Genomic DNA, 17,606 nt, shown 5'->3' on the forward strand with positions numbered 1-17,606 from the left:
GGTGGTCGTGGCCGGGGTCGCGTGGGCGCAGCACGTCGGCATCGACGGCGTCGAGGTCCGGGCCGACGACGGCGACTGGGTCACGGCGGACCTCGCCGAGACCGTCGGGCCCGACACCTGGCGCCAGTGGCGTGCGGTGCTGGACCTCGGCGCCGGAGAGCACACGGTATCCGTGCGCGCGACGAACGCCGACGGCGAGACCCAGACAGACGTCGAGTCCCCGCCCGCGCCGGACGGCGCGACGGGCCACCACACCATCACGTTCACCGTCGCGTAGCAGGGTTGCACGCACCGGCCGTGTCCGCGTGGCGCGGCTCGCGCACGAACCAGGGCGTCCTGCTCGGCGGCGCCTCCGCCGAGCAGGACGGGTGCGGTCGTACGCCGGGAGCCGCGTGCACCGGCACGTCCGACGGTCGAGCGGTATATCGGTTGCGACCTGGCGATAGGATGTGCGCACAGGCGTTGACCCGGCCATCACCGGTGAGCCTCCGGAAGAACGGGTTCCCTCGCGTGACCGCCACCCGCGGCCGTCGTCGGGCACCTCAGTAGAACCGGACGGGCAGGCCCGTCACAGCCGTCAACGAGCGGCCGCTCGCGGCTGCTGCCCCTCACGGGGCGGCACCGGCGCGCGGCAAGCGGGGTGGTACCGCGGCACGCGGTCCGCCACGGTCCGGGAACCCGGTCCGTCGGCGGCGCGACGTCGTCCTCGCAGCAGCGCTGCCGGACCGACGACCACCGCAGGAGCCACAGACCATGGCTGACTCAGCCCGCTATCCCTTGCACCGCGACGAGGACAACGTCGCCGCGTCCCCGAACCTGCCCGCGATCGAGCGGGAGGTCCTCGACCACTGGGAGGTCGACGGGACCTTCCAGGCCTCCATCGACCAGCGCGACGCGGGGGAGAACGGGGAGAACGAGTTCGTCTTCTACGACGGCCCGCCCTTCGCCAACGGCCTGCCGCACTACGGCCACCTGCTGACGGGCTACGCGAAGGACGTCGTGCCGCGCTACCAGACGATGCGCGGCCACCGTGTCGAGCGTCGCTTCGGCTGGGACACCCACGGACTGCCGGCCGAGCTGGAGGCGATGAGCCAGCTGGGCATCAAGACGAAGGACGAGATCGTCGAGCTCGGCATCGACAGGTTCAACGAGGCCTGCCGCAGCTCGGTCATGAAGTACACGGACGAGTGGCGCACCTACGTCACCCGCCAGGCTCGCTGGGTCGACTTCGAGCACGACTACAAGACCCTGGACCCGACGTTCATGGAGTCGGTGATCTGGGCGTTCAAGTCGCTCTTCGACAAGGGCCTGATCTACGAGGACTTCCGTGTCCTGCCCTACTGCTGGAACGACCAGACGCCCCTGAGCAACCACGAGCTGCGCATGGACGACGACGTCTACCAGAACCGCCAGGACCCGGCGGTCACGGTCGGTTTCGGCGTGCGCACGGTCACCGAGGCGGCCGCGTCGGCGGGCGTCCGTACCGGGGACAAGCTGCTGATCTGGACGACGACGCCGTGGACCCTGCCGTCGAACCTGCTGGTCATGGTGGGGCCGGACATCGACTACGCCGTGGTCGAGTCGGCAGGTGAGCGCTACGTCGTCGCCGAGGCACGACTCGCGGCGTACGCCCGCGAGCTGATCGAGGAGGGTGCCGAGGAGGCGCGCGTCGTCGCCCGGCTGACCGGCCGCGACCTGCTCGGCGTGACCTACACGCCGCCCTTCTCCTACTACGAGGGTCGCGAGCGCGCGCACCGGGTCGTGGAGGCGGACTTCGTCACCACCACGGACGGTACGGGCCTGGTGCACAGCGCCGGTGCGTTCGGTGAGGACGACAAGATCGTCTGCGACCGCGAGGGCGTCGAGTCCGTGATGCCGGTCGGTGCCGACGGGCGGTTCACCCACCCCGTGGACGAGTACGCGGGGCTGCAGGTGTTCGACGCGAACTCGCCGATCATCGATCACCTCAAGGCGCGTACGCGCGGGGCGGAGCAGGACGAGGCGGGGTCGGTCACGGCAGGCACGGTGCTGCTGCGCCGCGAGTCGTACGACCACTCCTACCCGCACTGCTGGCGTTGTCGGCAGCCGCTGATGTACATGGGTGTGTCGTCGTGGTTCGTCGAGGTGACGAAGCTCAAGGACCGCATGGTCGAGCTGAACAAGGACATCACCTGGGTGCCGGAGCACATCCAGGAAGGGCAGTTCGGCAAGTGGCTGGGAGGCGCGCGGGACTGGTCGATCACCCGCAACCGCTTCTGGGGCTCGCCCGTCCCGGTGTGGAAGAGCGACGACCCGGCCTACCCGCGCATCGACGTGTACGGGTCCTTCGAGGAGCTGGAGCGTGACTTCGGGCGGCTGCCGCGCGATCCCGCGAACCCGGACGTGCCCGATCTGCACCGTCCGTTCGTCGACGAGCTGACCCGGCCCAACCCGGACGACCCGACCGGGAAGTCGACCATGCGCCGCGTCGAGGACGTCCTGGACGTCTGGTTCGACTCCGGTTCGATGCCGTACGCGCAGGTGCACTACCCGTTCGACAACTCCGACTGGTTCGAGCACCACTACCCGGGCGACTTCATCGTCGAGTACATCGGGCAGACCCGCGGCTGGTTCTACACGCTGCACATCCTCGCCACCGCGCTGTTCGACCGTCCGGCGTTCCAGACCGCGCTCTCGCACGGCATCGTGCTTGGCTCGGACGGCCGCAAGATGTCCAAGTCCCTGCGCAACTACCCGGACGTCAACGAGGTCTTCGACCGTGACGGATCCGACGCGATGCGCTGGTTCCTCATGGCCTCCCCGATCCTGCGCGGCGGGAACCTGGTGGTGACGGAGGACGGCATCCGGGACGCGGTGCGTCAGGTGCTGCTGCCGCTGTGGAGCACGTACTACTTCTTCACGCTGTACGCCAACAGCGTGAAGGGCTCGGCCGACGACGGCTCCGTCGATGCGCACAGGGGCCGGGTCGCGCGCAACCTCGACCCGCAGCGCGTGGCGGGGCTGGGCGTGATGGACCGCTACCTGCTCGCGCGGACCCGCGACCTGGTCTCCACGGTGACCGAGCAGCTCGACGGGTACGACATCGCGGGTGCCTGCGAGTCCGTGCGGCAGTACCTGGACGCGCTGACCAACTGGTACGTGCGCACGCAGCGGGACCGGTTCTGGGAGGAGGACGCGGACGCGTTCGACACCCTCTACACGGCGCTGGAGGTGCTGTGCCGGGTCATGGCGCCGCTCGCGCCGCTGACCACCGAGGAGGTGTGGCGCGGCCTGACCGGTGGCCGGTCGGTGCACCTGACGGACTGGCCGTCCCTGGGCGCGCCGGCGGGGTCGGTGATCGGGTGCGCGGAGGACGCGGTGCTGGTGTCCGACGACGCGCTCGTGGCCGCCGTCGAGTCGGCGCGGGCCGTCGTCTCGCAGACCCTCGCGCTGCGCAAGGCGAACAAGCTGCGGGTGCGTCAGCCGCTGCGCTCCCTGGTGGTCGCCGTCCCGGACCCGGACGGTGTCGCGCCGTTCGCGGAGCTGCTCGCCTCCGAGCTGAACCTCAAGTCGGTCGAGCTGGTGGCGTTCTCGCCCGAGGTGGCGGCGTCGTACGGGATCACCGAGCGGCTCGCCGTCAATGCCCGCGCCGCGGGCCCGCGTCTCGGCAAGGGCGTGCAGGCGGTGATCAAGGCGTCGAAGGCAGGTTCGTGGACGAAGAGCGTGGGTGAGGACGGTGCCGAGCGGGTGGTCGTGCAGACCGCCGACGGCGACGTGGAGCTGCTGGCCTCCGAGTACGAGCTGGCCACGGTCGTCGGGCAGGGCGCCGGGACGGAGGTGGCGGCCGCGGTGCTGAGCGGTGGCGGCTTCGTCGTGCTCGATCTGGCGCTCGACGACGACCTGCGGGGCGAGGGTTACGCCCGCGACGTGATCCGCGACGTGCAGGAGGCGCGCAAGGCGGCCGGGCTGCACGTCACCGACCGGATCGCGCTCACGCTCGGGGTGCCGCAGGAGTGGGTGGCGGCGGTGCGCGCCCACGAGGCGCTCGTGGCCGCGGAGACGCTGGCGGACGCCGTGGACGTGTCCGTTGCCGACGGGCCGGACCGCAGCATCTCGGTGCAAAAGTCCGCATAGTTGACCTGTGTGGAGATACTTGCCAGGATCGCCCGCGTGAAGGCTGAGGAACACGTGGGCGGTCCCGGCCTGGTTCGCAGGTCCTGGTGGTTGGTCGTCGTGATGCTCGGCGCGGCCATGGCCTGGCTGTTGGTCGCGGTCGCGCCACAGCTGTATCTCGTGGCGCGCGTCGGTGAACCGGGCCCTCCGGCGATGTCGAGCTTCGTGACCGGGATGGTGGCCGGTGGGGCGGCTGCGGGGTGCCTCGCGGCTGTCGTCCGACGTCATGCCGAGGTGAGGATCGGCGGCCGGCGACGGCCGGTCGCCTGGGCAGCGGGAGCTGCCGCCGTCGGAACGCTCGGCACCGCCGCGGGGGCGTTCCTGCTGGCCGGTGACTCGATGGAGGGCTGGTGGCCGAGCGGCGCGGCCGCCGGGTCGGAGATCGTCGCGGGGCTGACCGTCGTCGCGCTGGCGGCCACCACGGCCGGCCTCGCCCTCGGACTGCTCGCCGCTCTCGGGCCGGTCTGGCTCCGTGCCTGCGCCGCGGCGGTGCCGATCCTGTTCGCGCAGGACGCACTGGCGATCATGCTGCCGGCGTTTCCCGGCGGGCAGCTGGGCACGAGCTGGCTCCTGGCGATGCTGGTGGGCGTGGCGCTCGGGCTGAGCGTCGCCGTCGGCAGGCCGTGGACCTGGGTCATGTGGGTGCCGGCGCTCGCCCTCGTGTGGCTCGCGCAGTCGCTGCTGCCGGCGATCTCCGCGACGCTGCAGCAGGTGCACCTCGGTGGGGGAGTCCTGCGTGCCTATCCGTTCGAGCCGGTCAGGCTGCTGGGGGAGTACTTCGGGCTCACGCTGCTCGATCCCGGCGCCCACGGGCCGGCGACCATGTGGGTGGTCGCGCTGGTCGTGGGAGGCGCGATCGCCGCGTGGCGCGTGCGGGGCGCGCGCTGAGGCGTCACGGGAGGCGCGGCTCCGAACCGGTCGTGCCGGTCAGGGCTGCGCGATGGTGATGTAGGCGCCGCTCTCACCCTTGAACGTCAGGGTGTAGACGAACGCGACGAGCTCGAGGTTCACGTACTCGGCCGTCCAGTTCTTGTTGGGGCACGGGTTGGTTCCGGTGTCCGGACCGACCGTGACCGGCGGGACGTCGAGCCGGCCGTTCTTGGCCCGCAGGTTGCTCAGGCTGGTGGTCGCGTTCAGGATCTGCTGCTGTGCCTCGACGTCGTTGTTCCGGTTCTTCGAGCCGGCCGGGTTGTTGCAGAGCACGTCAGCCACATAGGTGGCCGACAGGTCGACGTCCGCGTTCGTGTTGCCCACGCCGCCGAGCTCGTAGCCGGTGCACGAGACGGTGAGATCCGCCGCGACCGTGCATTCCGGTGTGCCTGTCTGCAGATGGACACCGGTCTTGGCGTTGAGGTCGTCGTAGGTCGCCGCATAGGTGCCGGGGCTAACGGCGGCCTGCGCGCCTGCCACCGGGACGAGGATCAGCGCGGCGGCGGCCGCCGCGGCGGCAATGGCGCGTCGAAGCATGAGGGCGTCCTTCCCGAGGAGGGCCGCGAGGTAGATGTGGTCCACCTCACAAACTTCGAGTCAACACTGAGAGCCCGTTGGCCGCAACCTGCGACTGTTCCTCATCGTCGGGCGCCAAGGCACAACGCACAAGGCACCAGGCACCAGGCACCAGGCGCGACGACGCCATGGAGGACGGAGCGCCTCCGGATCCGTTCCGCTCGCCATCGGCGAGAGACGGTTCCGCGCCGGTTCTCGGCAGGTCCCGTCCGTGCGGTCCGCCCGGCGATGCGGCCCGACCATCGCTGCCGCGGGCCCGCCGTCGGGCAGGGTCCACCGTTCGGTGGACGCAGAGTCCGTCCGGTCGGTGGTGGTGAGGTGGCCGCGTGTGCGAAAACATGGTTGGCATGCGAACAGAGTCGGCACCGACCCGCAGACCGGCAACAGACACAGGTGGCCGTGACACGGCCGTGAGCGTGCGTGGGCTGCACAAGGCGTATCGATCCCGCGGCCCCGGCGGCCAGGGGTACACCCAGGTCGCGGCCGTCGACGGCCTGGACCTCGACGTCTTGCGCGGTGAGATCTTCGCGGTCCTCGGCCCCAACGGCGCGGGAAAGACCACCACGATCGAGATCCTCGAGGGCTTCCGCAACCGTGACGCCGGTGAGGTGTCCGTGCTCGGCGAGGACCCGGACCGGGCCGGTCGTGCCTGGCGCGCCCGGATCGGCGTCGTGCAACAGGACTCACGCGACCTGGGCGAGCTGACCGCTGCCGAGATGGTCACGGCCACGGCCCGCTACTACCCCGATCCCCGCGACCCGGCCGAGGTCATCGACGCGGTCGGCCTCACCGAACACGCCCGCAAGCGGGCGCGAGCCCTGTCAGGCGGGCAGCGGCGACGACTCGACGTCGCGCTCGGCATCGTCGGCCGGCCCGAGCTGCTCTTCCTCGACGAACCCACCACCGGCTTCGACCCGCAGGCGCGCCGCTCGTTCTGGGACCTCGTGACCGGGCTGCGCGACGACGGCGTCACGATCCTGCTGACCACGCACTACCTGGAGGAGGCGGCGCAACTCGCCGACCGGGTCGTCGTCATCGACAAGGGGAGAGTGGCGGCCTCCGGGACCCCGGACAGCCTCGGCGGCCCGGACGCGCGCACACCCCTGGTCACCTGGCTGGACGGCGGCGAACTGCGCTCGCTGCGTACCGATCGGCCCACCGAGGCGGTAGCCCGCCTCGCGCACGAGATCGCCGCTCCGGACGGGGAGATCCCTGGCCTCACCGTCAGCCGGCCGAGCCTCGAGGACGTCTACCTGGAGCTCATCGACGCCCCCGGCACCACCCACCAGAGCACCGAGGAGCAGCAATGACCGCCGGCACCCCCGACACCTCTCCGGCTCGTTCCGCGGAGCGTTCCCGACTGCCCGGCACCCTGGCCGTCGGCCTGGTGCGAGCGCGCGTGGAGCTGCTCGGCTTCCTGCGCGAGCGCGACGCCATGATCTTCATCTTCGCCTACCCCCTGATCATGATGGCGATCTTCGCCTCCGTCTTCGGCGGCGAGGACCAGGTGTTCGATCTCGGCACCGGCCGGATGGAGGTCAACTTCCCCCAGTACTTCCTTCCCGGCATGATCGCCACCGGCATCATGCTGTCCAGCTTCCAGACCGTGGCCACCTCGATCGCCACCGAGCGTGACGACGGCACCCTCAAGCGCCTGCGCGCCACGCCGATGCCGGCGGTCGCCTACTTCCTCGGCAAGGTCGGGGAGGTGCTCCTGGTCTCGGTCGTACAGATCGCCGCACTCGTCGCGCTCGCGGTGCTCGCGTTCGACGTGCCCATGCCGGAAGCCGGACGCTGGTGGACCTTCGCCTGGGTATTCGTCCTCGGTACCGCGACAGGGACCGTCTGCGGGGTCGCGTTCTCGGCGGTGCCCCGGTCCGGGAGATCGGCGTCGGCAGTGGTGGTGCCCGTCGTCCTGGTGCTCCAGTTCATCTCCGGGGTCTTCTTCCCCTACCCGTCCCTGCCGGACTGGATGCAGCAGGTCGCCCAGGTGTTCCCGCTCAAGTGGCTCGCCCAGGGCATGAGGTCGGTGTTCCTGCCCGACGGCTTCGCGGCGGTCGAGACCGCCGGGGAGTGGCAGCACCTCCTGATCGCGGGTGTGCTCGGCCTGTGGCTGATACTGGGACTCGTGATCGGGGTGCGGACGTTCCGCTGGCGGAGGCGTGATGACGGGTGACGAGACCGGCGTCGACGCGGCCGGGACGGCGACGGACGTCCAGCGGGACGACCTCCCGCCCGCGCCCGGCGGACCGTACGCCGCATGGGGGCGGCTCCTGGTGTGGTGGCACGTCGCCTTCTGGGCTGTGCTCGCCCTGACGGCGCTCCAGATCGTCCTGCAGGGCGTCCGGGGGCGGGACCTGATGGTGGCCGGCGGGGCGATCGGGGCGATCGGGGTCGCCTACCTCGTATGGGGCGGCCCGGCCGCGCGCTCCCGGAACCAGGGGAAGGCCGTTCTGCAGCTGGCCGTGACCGTGGTCGGTGTGGCGGCTGCGCTGACCGTGACCGGCGATGCGTCCTTCCTTCTGTTCGTGGCCTTCGCCCAGTGCTGGATGCTGCTCGAGAGCCGCCTCTGGTCCCTGGTGGCCAGCGTGGCCCTGGCGGTCGCGGCGACCTGCGGCACCCTGGCCCGCGTGGGTCCGGACCCGGAAGCGGTGACGTCCGTCCCGGCCCAGATGGGTGTGAGCCTGGTGTTCGCGGTCGGGCTGGGGCTCTGGACCGCGTGGACGCTGCGGCGCGCTGAGGAACACGCGCGGCTGGTCGCAGAACTGCGGGACGCACAGCTCGCCCTCGCCCGGTCTCACCACGCCGCGGGTGTGGAGGCCGAGCGTGCGCGGATCGCGCGCGAGATCCACGACACGCTCGCGCAGGGGTTCACGAGTGTCGTCATGCAGGCGCAGGCGGCCTCGGCGGTCCTGGACGCGGACGGGTCGGACATGGTCCGCGACCGGCTCGAACTGATCGAGGAGACGGCGCGGGACAACCTCGCCGAGGCGCGAGCGCTGGTCGCGGCATTCGCACCGGCGCCGTTGAAGGAGAAGTCCCTGGCCGAGGCCCTGGGCCGGCTCGTGGCCCGGTTCGGCGACGAGACCGGCCTGGAGGCGTGGTTCGTCGCCGACGGTGTGCTCGGCCTGCCGCCGTCGGTCGAGGTGGTGCTCCTGCGGGTCGCGCAGGAAGGGCTCGCCAACGTGCGGCGTCACTCGGGCGCGCGCCTGGTCGAGGTCCGCCTCGCCCGCGTGGAGGACACGGTGCTCCTCGAGGTGTCGGACGACGGCCGCGGGCTGCCCGAGGGTGTCGGGATCGGCACGGGTGAAGGATTCGGGCTGTCGGGGATGCGGGAGCGAGTGGCGACGGCGGGCGGACGGTTGTCGATCGGCCCCGGCCGGACCGGCGGCACGCTGCTGGCGGCCTGGCTGCCGCTCGGCGATGCCGACCACACCGGCGTGAGGGCGGGCGTACCCGGCGTGCCGGAAGCGGCCGGCACCTCGACGGCCCCGGCGCGAGAGCAACCGGGCGCGGTCCCGGCGGCCGGACCCGCGGGCGTCCCGGATGCGGGCACGACGGAGAGGCAGAGCCGGTGATTCAGGTGCTGGTGGCCGACGACCACCCCGTGGTGCGCTCCGGACTGGTGGGCATGCTCGCCGTCGAGCCCGACGTGGAGGTGGTGGGCGAGGCCGGCGACGGCGCTCAGGCGGTCGATCTGGCTCGGGAACTGGCCCCCGACGTCGTCCTCATGGACCTGCGCATGCCGGTGCTCGACGGTGTCGGGGCGACGACCCGAATCCGTGAAGCGCGCAACCCGCCACGCGTCGTCGTCCTGACCACCTACGACACCGATGCCGACATCTTGCGGGCGGTCGAGGCGGGAGCCACCGGCTACCTGCTGAAGGACACGCCACGTGCGGATCTCGTCGCCGGGGTGCGCTCGGCCGCGCGAGGCGAGACCGTGCTGGCTCCGAGCGTGGCCACGCGCCTGGTGACCTCGGTTCGCAGTGATCGGCTCACGCCGCGCGAGGTCGAGGTGCTCACCCTCGTGGCGAACGGCCATTCCAACGCGGAGGTCGGCGCGCGGCTGTTCATCGCCGAGGCCACCGTGAAGACCCATCTGATCCGCGTCTTCACCAAGCTGGACGTCCAGGACCGGACCGCCGCGGTCTGGGTCGCTCGCGAGCAGGGCTGGCTCGGCTGACGGACCTGCGAGTCGGACGGCGCGGATATCTTGGGGGCATGACTGCTGAGGGCATGACGGACGCAACGGCCTCCCGAACCGGTACCCCGATCACCTCCGTCGCCGAGCTCGAAGACCTCGTTGGCGTCGCGGCCCACCCGGCGCGAGACAAGACCCGCAGCGTCCTGCACGACCTCGACAGGGAGTTCCTCGCCGCGGCGTCACTTTGCTTCGTCGCGACCGCCGATCCCGACGGGAACCTCGACGTCTCACCCAAGGGCGACCCGACAGGATCGTTCGCCGTCGTGCTCGACGACCGCACCATCGCCATTCCCGAACGCCCCGGCAACCGCCGCGCCGACGGGTTCCACAACCTGCTCGCCGACCCCCGTATCGGCCTGATCTTCGTCGTCCCCGGCCGTGGCGACACCCTGCGGATCAACGGCACCGCGCGCATCGTCCGGGACGCACCCTGGTTCGCCGACCTCCAGGTACGTCGCCACGTGCCGGTGATCGGGCTGGAGGTGGAGATCGCCGAGGTGTTCTACCACTGCTCCAAGGCGTTCCTGCGCTCCAAGGCCTGGGACCCGGATTCCTGGACGCCGGACGCCGCCCCACGCCGGGCCGTCATCTCGAAGGAGCTGGAACGCAGGGATCAGTCGATCGCCGAACTCGACGAGTACTACGGACCGAGGTACGCCGAGAAGCTCTACGACTGACCAGCCGTGCCGACGGCCTGAGCGTGCTCGCACCGGTCGAGGCCGGACGGGGTATCAGCGTTGACGCCCCAACGAAGCCGCGCGCCTGTTGCCCATGCGCAAGCGACTCAGTCCGAGCAAGGCCGTGGCGACCGCACCGAAGGTCAACACGAACCAGTTCGGATCGTTCAGCGCGGCCCCGGCGAGGGCAAGGGACGCCACCGGGATGATGAGGTTGTTCAGATTCCTGGCCAGGATCGAGCGAGTGCTCCGGCGAACGGTCACTATCGACGCTGCAGGCATGTGCATCAGGTGGCGCAGCGCCGTAGGGACGCGCACGGCAAGGTGCGCTGACATGCCCATCGCGAGGTTCGGCTTCGTCGGGTCGTGCGGTCGACCAGGCCGGCGGTCCTGGCCTGCGTGTGTTGTGGTGTCGGTGTCGCCTGGCGTGTGGTCCTGCAGAACCGTGACCTCGGTCTCGCTCCCGAGCCAACTGAGCACGACCTTGTCACCCGACCGCACGCCGAGTCGCTCCAGTGCGCCGTGCGTCATGCCGACCACATGTTGATGCTCATCGTCAGGATGGGCGAAGACGACTCGCATCGCCTGTTCCTCGGCCCGGAAGAACCAGCGGAGTCCGCGCTCGGTTCCGGCCCGGAGAATCGCCGACAACGTGTCAAGCCTGCTTCCGCCCCGGCTGGTTCCGGTCGCGGGAGGCGGGTCGAGGAGGAACATGCCGGGATCGTCTGACCGTGCCCCGACCGCGGGCTCGGTGATCGTACGCAGGTGGTTGGAGATCCGGGCTGTTCCGGGCCGAACATGATCCCTGCTCACGATGACCACCGACGCTGCCACCCCGTTCCGGTTCATCACAGCCCGGCCCCTGCGCCCCGGAAAGTCGGCCGGCACCTGAATCTCATCGCTCCTCGGCAGGTCGTGGACGAGCGGCATGACCGGCGCAAGCTTGACCGGAACTGGTACGCGGACCGTCACTTCACAGCGCTCAGTGCCGATGCGCTCCGCTACGCCGAGGAGTGTCGATGTGACTCGACTCAGGGAGAACGTCAGTTCGTCCTTCGAGGGGTGAGATGTCGTCGCCCGCCCTGTCCCGGTCCACGCACGTTCGGCCCATGCCCACGCACGCACCGCCCGTAATCCGTGCTCGACGGTGACCGGTACCGGGCCGTCGGTGACCTTCAGGACCTCATCAGGAACGACGATCATCGGTATGGAGGACGGGGCTCGCGACGTCTCGGCGACGCCGGCGAACGTGATGTGTGGACCGTTCAGGGTGTCCCAAGGCACCGGATCAGGATAGATGGACGGTTGCGCGCAACTCGGCTTACTCGGGATGTCGGGAACATCGTGGCCGAGGCAGCGGACCAGGCGTGTCGATGCCTGCCCGTCCATCGGCTTCGCGACGGAGACGTTCGGCTCTCGCCACTATCCTCGTCACGTGAGCGACGCCTTCAAGACCGTGAGCCGGGAGATCTTCTCCCGCATGCCCGAGCACAAGATCGACCCCACCATGGCGCGCGTCGAGCGTGTGCTCGAACTGCTGGGTGACCCCCATCGAGCCTTCCGCACGGTCCACATCACCGGCACCAACGGCAAGTCCTCGACGGCTCGCATGGTCGAGTCGCTGGTCCGCGAGCACGGCCTGCGCACGGGCCTGTTCACCAGCCCCCACCTGTCCAGCGTCACCGAGCGCATCCAGATCGACGGCGAGCCGGTCGACGAGGAGCGTTTCGTCGAGGTCTTCGAGGACGTCGCCCCGTACATCGGCGTGGTCGACCGCGAGTCCGAGGCCGAGGGCGGCCCCCGCCTGAGCTTCTTCGAGGTCCTCACCGTCATGGCGATCGCCGCGTTCGCCGACGCGCCGGTCGACGTCGCCGTCGTCGAGGTCGGCCTGGGTGGCACCTGGGACTCGACGAACGTCATCGACGCGCCGGTCGCGGTGCTCACACCGGTGGCGATGGACCACGAGAAGTGGCTCGGGCACAGCATCGCGGAGATCGCGGCCGAGAAGGCGGGGATCATCAAGGACGGCGCGACGGCGATCGTCGCCGCGCAGCGTGAGGAAGCCGACGCCGAGATCCGGGCCCGTGCCGAGCGGGTCGGCGCACATCTGATCCGTGAGGGCGTCGACCTGGAGGTGGCCGGACGGCAGCTCGCCGTCGGCGGCCAGCTGATGGCGCTCCGTACCCCCGGCGGGCTGTACACCGACGTGTACATCCCCCTGCACGGCGAGCACCAGGCGCACAACGCACTCCTCGCGCTCGCCGCGACCGAAGCCCTCATCAGTGGCGGCAAGGCGCTTGACGGTGGAGTGGTGGAGGCGGGGTTCGCCCACGTCACCAGCCCTGGAAGGCTGGAGGTGGTGCGGTCCAGCCCGACGACGATCGTCGACGTCGCCCACAATCCCGCGGGCGCCGAGGCCATGGTCGAGACGCTGGAGGAGGTGTTCGACCTGCAGCGGGTCATCGCGGTCGTCGGCATCATGGCGGACAAGGACGCCGAAGGACTGCTCGCCGTCCTCGAACCGTCTGTCGCCGAGATCGTCGTCACGCGCAACTCCAACGAGCGTGCCATGGACCCGGAGGAACTCGCCGAGGTGGGACGCGACGTGTTCGGCGACGACCGGGTGCATGTGGCCGCGGATCTCGCCGAGGCGATCCAGGTCGCGACGGACCTCGCCGAGGCCGGGGACGAGGTCGGTGTCGGGGCCGGTACCGCCGTGCTGGTCACGGGCTCCGTGGTCACGGTCGCGGACGCCCGCATCCTGCTGCGCCGATGAGACCATGGTTCTGCCCGCGCCGACGAGGAAGGGACCAGCCGTGAAGAAGCTGCTCAACGATCCCGAGAATGCCGTCGCCGACTCGCTGGCCGGGTTCGCGCTCGCGCACGCCGACCTGGTGCAGGTGCACCACGACCCCACCTATGTGACCCGGGTCGGTGGCGCCACGACCGGGAAGGTCGGGCTCGTCAGTGGGGGCGGCTCCGGCCACGAGCCCCTGCACTGCGGTTTCGTCGGGGACGGGATGCTCGACGCGGCCGTCCCGGGCGCCGTGTTCACGTCGCCGACGCCGGACGGCATCGTGCCCGCGCTGCACGCCGCCGACGGCGGGGCGGGCGTGCTCGCGATCGTGAAGAACTACACCGGCGACGTGCTCAACTTCGACCTCGCCGTCGAGATCGCGGAGGCGGAGGGCGCCCGGATCTCGACAGTCGTGGTGAACGACGACGTCGCCGTCGAGAACTCCACCCACACGGCCGGACGCCGGGGTGTGGCCGGGACGCTCTGCGTGGAGAAGATCGCCGGTGCCGCGGCGATGCAGGGCCGTGGGCTGGAGGACGTCACCCGGATCGCGCGGCGCGTGGTGGAGAACGTACGGAGCATGGGAGTCGCGGTCACGGCGTGCACGGTGCCACATGTGGGGAAACCGAGCTTCGACCTGCCGCCCGACGAGCTGGAGATCGGCATCGGCATCCACGGCGAGCCGGGCCGGCGGCGCGTGCCCGTCGCTCCGGCGGACGAGGTCGCGCAGATGCTGCTCGACCCGGTCGCGGACGATCTTGAGCTGTCCCGGGGCGAGCGTGTGTTGCTGTTCGTCAACGGAATGGGCGGAACGCCTTCCTCGGAGCTCTACGTGGTCTATGGTCGAGCGCGGCGCCTGCTCGAACAGCGGGGTGTGACGGTGGCTCGCTCACTCGTGGGCAGCTACGTCACGTCTCTCGAGATGCAGGGCGCGTCGGTCACCGCGCTGCGGCTGGACGACGAGCTCGAGGCGCTGTGGGACGCTCCCGTGCACACGGCGGCACTGCGCTGGTGACCGGGTGTACGTGAGCAAACCGGGTGAAAGTACATTTGCCGGCTCCACGGCACGACTGGAGGCACGAGGTGATGCTGCGGTGACGCTGGATGCGGACTGGGCGGAACGCTGGATCCGGCGGACCGCCGATGCGGTTGTCGACAGGCGTGACGAGCTGACCGAGCTGGACCGGGAGATCGGCGACGGTGACCACGGCGAGAACCTCGTCCGCGGGTTCCGGGCGGTGGTCGCCAAGCTGGACGCGCGGCGTGCGGAGGCTGAAGAGCCCGGGGCGTCGCCGCGGCTGGTCGGTGACGTCCTCAAGCTCACCGCGACGACGCTCATGTCCACCGTCGGCGGAGCATCCGGGCCGCTGTACGGGACGGCGTTCCTGCGTGCCGCGAAGGTGACCGGCCACCCGGAGATCGACACCCGCACGATCGTCGCGATGCTCGAGTCGGCGCTGGACGGGATCACCGCGCGCGGTAAGGCCGAGCCGGGGGAGAAGACCATGGTGGACGCCTGGACGCCTGCCGTCGATGCCGCCGAGCGCGCCGCCGGCGAGGGCGACGAGGCCGATGCTCTCCGTGCCGCAGCGGCAGCGGCCGACGCCGGATCGACCGCGACCATCCCGCTCGTGGCGACCAAGGGCCGCGCCTCGTACCTCGGGGAACGCAGCGCCGGGCACGAGGATCCCGGCGCGCGCTCCACCGCGCTGCTCCTCGCGGCAGCCGTCGAGGCGCTCGGCGAGGAGAACGCATGACCGTGTCGATCGTCCTGGTGTCGCACTCGGCGGCCATGGCGCGGGGTCTGGCCGAGCTCGCCGGGCAGATGGCTCCGGATGTCACCCTGGTCCCCGTCGGAGGTCTGCCCGACGGCGGTCTGGGCAGTGCGCTCGACGACGTCACCGCGGCACTTCGCACGGCGGCGACGGCCACGGGGGCCGTCGTGGTCCTGGCGGACCTGGGCTCGTCCGCGCTGACCGTCGAGTCGGCGCTGGAGCTCGACGACGACCTGGCCGCATCGGTGGCCCTGGCACCCGGCCCGTTCGTCGAGGGTGCGGTCGCCGCGGCCGTCGCGGCGCACGGCGGCTCGGACGTCGACGGGGTGGTGGCAGCCGTCCGGGACGCCGGCCGGACGTTCGCCGGGGCAGCCGGCCAGGCGGTGCCGGACGCGGACGGCGACGGCAGGCCCGGACCGGGCGGCGACGGCAGGCCCGGACCGGGCGGCCAGGACGACGTGGCCGTCGGAGGCGACGGCAGCGTCACGACCACGGCCACCCTGCGCAACCCGCTCGGTCTGCACGCCCGCCCGGCGGCGCTGGTCTCCCGGAAGGTCGCGGAGCTGGGTGCGTCTGTTCTGGTCGACGGTGTGGACGCGTCGAGCGTGCTGCAGCTCATGGCGCTCGGGGCGACCCAGGGGCGGGAACTGACGATCACGGTGAGCGGCGAGGGCGCGGCAGGCGCGGCCAAGGTCCTGGCGGAGATGATCGGCTCCGGCTTCGGCGAGGTCTGAAAGTGAACGGGCAAGGACAGGGTTTGCGCGAGCGCAACAAGCGCGCTCGCCGCGGCGCCATCATCGACGCCGCTCAGCGCCTCGTGCGGGAGCACGGGTACGACGCCGTGACGACCGGGCAGATCGCCGCAGAGGCCGGGGTCTCACCGCGGACCTTCTTCAACTACTTCGGCTCCAAGGACGAGGCGGTCGTCGGGATCCGGACCGACGTCGGCCTCGATCCGGACGCGTCCCGCGCATTCGCCGAGGGCGGCCCCAGCGGCTACCTCCTGACCGACCTGGGGGCACTCCTGGGCGGCATGCTGGACCAGCTCGGCGACGAACCGGCCCGGGTGCGGGCCGCGGTCGACCTGGTGCGGCGTGAGCCTCGCCTGCTCCAGCACCACCAGGACGCCGTCGAACGCCATCGGAACGAGTTGCTCGCGCTGCTCGAGGAGCGCCGCGGGGCGGCACCGTTCGCGGCCGACGCGGAGACCGTCCTCGCGGCCGCGGGCGCCGTCATGCAGGCCACCACCCTGGCATGGCTGCGTTCCGGCGGAGGGCACGGCGTTCAGGTCCACCTGCCGCAGGCGATCGGCGAGCTGCGGACGATCCTCTGCCAGGAGGCGCCGGACGGTGGGCAGGCGCCGGACGTAACGGAGCCCACATCCCAGCGTGCGGACCCGGCCGCCAGGACGGATATCGTGGCAGGGTGAGCAAGGACCGACCCGCCGCCGGCGATCGCATCAAGGCCAAGCCCTCCGCGCTGGTGCAGTTCACCTCGACAGTCCTCGCCTGCGAGGCGGTCGTGGTGCTGTTCGTCACGCTCGTCGCGTTCGGACTGCGCGACCTCGCCTACGAGCGCGGACCGCTCCAGTCGGACTCCGCAGCGGTCGTGTGGGGGGTGGGAGGCGGCATCGCGCTGCTGCTCCTGCTGCTGTCGCGGCTCACGAGGCGCCCGGCCGGGCTCGTCGCGGGGACGATGGCGCAGGTCCTGGTGCTCGCCACGGGGCTGGCCGTACCGCTCGCGACCATCGTCAACCTGGTGTTCGTCGCGCTGTGGGTCATGGCGTTGCGGCTGGGTTCGCGTGTCGACCGGGAGCGCGCTGCCTACGACGCCACGCACCCGGAGACCGCGCCGAACAGCTGAGCGGTCCGCAGGGCCGGCCCGGACGTCGCTCCGGGCGGTGAACACCGACGTCGTGCCCCATTACGCTGGGGCTCATGACCGACGTCGCAACCGAGAACCTGCCCACCGAGACCGCCGATGCGCCCGTGGCCGAGCGCACGCTCGTGCTCGTCAAGCCCGATGGCGTGCGCCGTGGCCTGTCCGGCGAGATCCTGCGCCGTATCGAGGCCAAGGGCTATGTCCTGCGCGCGGTGCGGCTGCTCGATGCCACCCCCGCTCTGCTGCACAAGCACTACGCGGAGCACGAGGGCAAGCCGTTCTTCGAGCCGCTGGTGGAATTCATGATGTCGGGTCCGGTGCTGGCCGTCGTCGCCGAGGGCGAGGGAGTCATCCCGGGCTTCCGCTCCCTGGCGGGCGCCACCAACCCCACGGAGGCCGCCCCGGGCACCATCCGCGGCGACCTCGGCCGGGACTGGGGTACCAAGGTGGTGCAGAACCTCGTCCACGGCAGCGACTCGGCGTCGTCGGCCGCGCGCGAGATCTCCCTCTGGTTCCCTGAGGTCTGACGGCTCTCGACGGGTTCGTGGCGGCGTCGGCCGGGACCATCCGGTCGGCGCCCTGCCCGTCCGACCCTGTCTCTTATACACATC

16 protein-coding genes are annotated in these 17,606 nt (G+C 71.1%); 14 read left to right on the forward strand and 2 right to left on the reverse strand.

The window, feature by feature from the left end; all coding sequences use genetic code 11:
* Positions 1 to 753: 753 nt before the first annotated feature.
* On the forward strand, positions 754 to 4,113 hold the full coding sequence (gene ileS, locus HGK34_RS12300; protein WP_201847658.1) for an isoleucine--tRNA ligase: 3,360 nt from the start codon (positions 754 to 756) through the stop codon (positions 4,111 to 4,113).
* A gap of 36 nt (positions 4,114 to 4,149) precedes the next feature.
* Positions 4,150 to 5,040: a hypothetical protein gene (locus HGK34_RS12305; protein WP_201847660.1), complete on the forward strand. Its 891-nt coding sequence runs from the start codon at positions 4,150 to 4,152 to the stop codon at positions 5,038 to 5,040.
* Between the two features lie 39 nt (positions 5,041 to 5,079).
* Here the strand turns inward: HGK34_RS12305 and HGK34_RS12310 are convergent, their stop codons facing one another.
* Complete coding sequence (locus HGK34_RS12310; protein WP_201847663.1) at positions 5,080 to 5,664, reverse strand: hypothetical protein; 585 nt, start codon at positions 5,662 to 5,664, stop codon at positions 5,080 to 5,082.
* A gap of 341 nt (positions 5,665 to 6,005) precedes the next feature.
* On the opposite strand from HGK34_RS12310, the gene HGK34_RS12315 reads away from it, so the two are divergent.
* The 5 genes from HGK34_RS12315 to HGK34_RS12335 are packed head-to-tail and all read left to right on the forward strand — an operon-like array spanning position 6,006 to position 10,542.
* Complete coding sequence (locus HGK34_RS12315) at positions 6,006 to 6,968, forward strand: ABC transporter ATP-binding protein (RefSeq protein WP_201847665.1); 963 nt, start codon at positions 6,006 to 6,008, stop codon at positions 6,966 to 6,968.
* On the forward strand, positions 6,965 to 7,834 hold the full coding sequence (locus tag HGK34_RS12320) for an ABC transporter permease (RefSeq protein ID WP_201847667.1): 870 nt from the start codon (positions 6,965 to 6,967) through the stop codon (positions 7,832 to 7,834). The genes HGK34_RS12315 and HGK34_RS12320 overlap by 4 nt, the downstream gene beginning before the upstream one ends.
* On the forward strand, positions 7,824 to 9,236 hold the full coding sequence (locus HGK34_RS12325; protein ID WP_201847669.1) for a sensor histidine kinase: 1,413 nt from the start codon (positions 7,824 to 7,826) through the stop codon (positions 9,234 to 9,236). Before HGK34_RS12320 ends, HGK34_RS12325 begins: the two co-directional genes overlap by 11 nt.
* Positions 9,233 to 9,844: a response regulator gene (locus HGK34_RS12330; protein ID WP_201847671.1), complete on the forward strand. Its 612-nt coding sequence runs from the start codon at positions 9,233 to 9,235 to the stop codon at positions 9,842 to 9,844. The genes HGK34_RS12325 and HGK34_RS12330 overlap by 4 nt, the downstream gene beginning before the upstream one ends.
* Before the next feature lie 38 nt (positions 9,845 to 9,882).
* Positions 9,883 to 10,542 (forward strand): MSMEG_1061 family FMN-dependent PPOX-type flavoprotein, encoded by a 660-nt coding sequence (locus HGK34_RS12335; RefSeq protein ID WP_244666669.1) that lies wholly within the window; start codon positions 9,883 to 9,885, stop codon positions 10,540 to 10,542.
* Positions 10,543 to 10,596: 54 nt separating this feature from the next.
* Here the strand turns inward: HGK34_RS12335 and HGK34_RS12340 are convergent, their stop codons facing one another.
* Positions 10,597 to 11,826: a hypothetical protein gene (locus HGK34_RS12340; protein WP_201847673.1), complete on the reverse strand. Its 1,230-nt coding sequence runs from the start codon at positions 11,824 to 11,826 to the stop codon at positions 10,597 to 10,599.
* A gap of 196 nt (positions 11,827 to 12,022) precedes the next feature.
* Between HGK34_RS12340 and HGK34_RS12345 the strand changes: the two genes are divergently transcribed.
* The 7 genes from HGK34_RS12345 to ndk all read left to right on the forward strand — a co-directional run bounded on the left by HGK34_RS12345 (position 12,023) and on the right by ndk (position 17,522).
* Positions 12,023 to 13,318, forward strand: a complete 1,296-nt coding sequence (locus HGK34_RS12345) for a bifunctional folylpolyglutamate synthase/dihydrofolate synthase (RefSeq protein WP_244666678.1) — start codon at positions 12,023 to 12,025, stop codon at positions 13,316 to 13,318.
* Between the two features lie 40 nt (positions 13,319 to 13,358).
* Entirely contained in the window at positions 13,359 to 14,354 is a 996-nt protein-coding gene (gene dhaK, locus HGK34_RS12350; protein ID WP_201847675.1) for a dihydroxyacetone kinase subunit DhaK, read from the forward strand.
* 112 nt (positions 14,355 to 14,466) lie between these two features.
* The gene (gene dhaL, locus HGK34_RS12355; RefSeq protein ID WP_372433122.1) at positions 14,467 to 15,096 is read left to right on the forward strand and encodes a dihydroxyacetone kinase subunit DhaL; all 630 of its coding nucleotides are present in this window, start codon (positions 14,467 to 14,469) and stop codon (positions 15,094 to 15,096) included.
* Positions 15,093 to 15,848: a dihydroxyacetone kinase phosphoryl donor subunit DhaM gene (gene dhaM / locus HGK34_RS12360; RefSeq protein ID WP_201847680.1), complete on the forward strand. Its 756-nt coding sequence runs from the start codon at positions 15,093 to 15,095 to the stop codon at positions 15,846 to 15,848. Before dhaL ends, dhaM begins: the two co-directional genes overlap by 4 nt.
* 23 nt (positions 15,849 to 15,871) lie before the next feature.
* Positions 15,872 to 16,543 (forward strand): TetR/AcrR family transcriptional regulator, encoded by a 672-nt coding sequence (locus HGK34_RS22715; RefSeq protein WP_201847682.1) that lies wholly within the window; start codon positions 15,872 to 15,874, stop codon positions 16,541 to 16,543.
* Positions 16,540 to 16,977 carry a DUF4233 domain-containing protein gene (locus HGK34_RS22720; protein ID WP_201847684.1) on the forward strand — a complete coding sequence of 146 codons (438 nt, stop codon included), beginning with the start codon at positions 16,540 to 16,542 and terminating at the stop codon, positions 16,975 to 16,977. Before HGK34_RS22715 ends, HGK34_RS22720 begins: the two co-directional genes overlap by 4 nt.
* Before the next feature lie 74 nt (positions 16,978 to 17,051).
* Positions 17,052 to 17,522, forward strand: a complete 471-nt coding sequence (gene ndk, locus HGK34_RS12375; RefSeq protein WP_201847686.1) for a nucleoside-diphosphate kinase — start codon at positions 17,052 to 17,054, stop codon at positions 17,520 to 17,522.
* The last annotated feature ends 84 nt before the right edge of the window (positions 17,523 to 17,606 follow it).

The organism is Myceligenerans indicum (assembly GCF_016742955.1).
GTDB classification, from domain to species: Bacteria; Actinomycetota; Actinomycetes; order Actinomycetales; family Cellulomonadaceae; genus Myceligenerans; species Myceligenerans indicum.

Coding starts and splice junctions, on each gene's coding strand:
- ileS (WP_201847658.1), top strand. CDS start 754: ATGGCTGACTCAGCCCGCTATCCCTTGCACCGCGACGAGGACAACGTC.
- HGK34_RS12315 (WP_201847665.1), top strand. CDS start 6,006: ATGCGAACAGAGTCGGCACCGACCCGCAGACCGGCAACAGACACAGGT.
- HGK34_RS12320 (WP_201847667.1), top strand. CDS start 6,965: ATGACCGCCGGCACCCCCGACACCTCTCCGGCTCGTTCCGCGGAGCGT.
- HGK34_RS12325 (WP_201847669.1), top strand. CDS start 7,824: ATGACGGGTGACGAGACCGGCGTCGACGCGGCCGGGACGGCGACGGAC.
- HGK34_RS12335 (WP_244666669.1), top strand. CDS start 9,883: ATGACTGCTGAGGGCATGACGGACGCAACGGCCTCCCGAACCGGTACC.
- HGK34_RS12345 (WP_244666678.1), top strand. CDS start 12,023: ATGCCCGAGCACAAGATCGACCCCACCATGGCGCGCGTCGAGCGTGTG.
- dhaM (WP_201847680.1), top strand. CDS start 15,093: ATGACCGTGTCGATCGTCCTGGTGTCGCACTCGGCGGCCATGGCGCGG.
- ndk (WP_201847686.1), top strand. CDS start 17,052: ATGACCGACGTCGCAACCGAGAACCTGCCCACCGAGACCGCCGATGCG.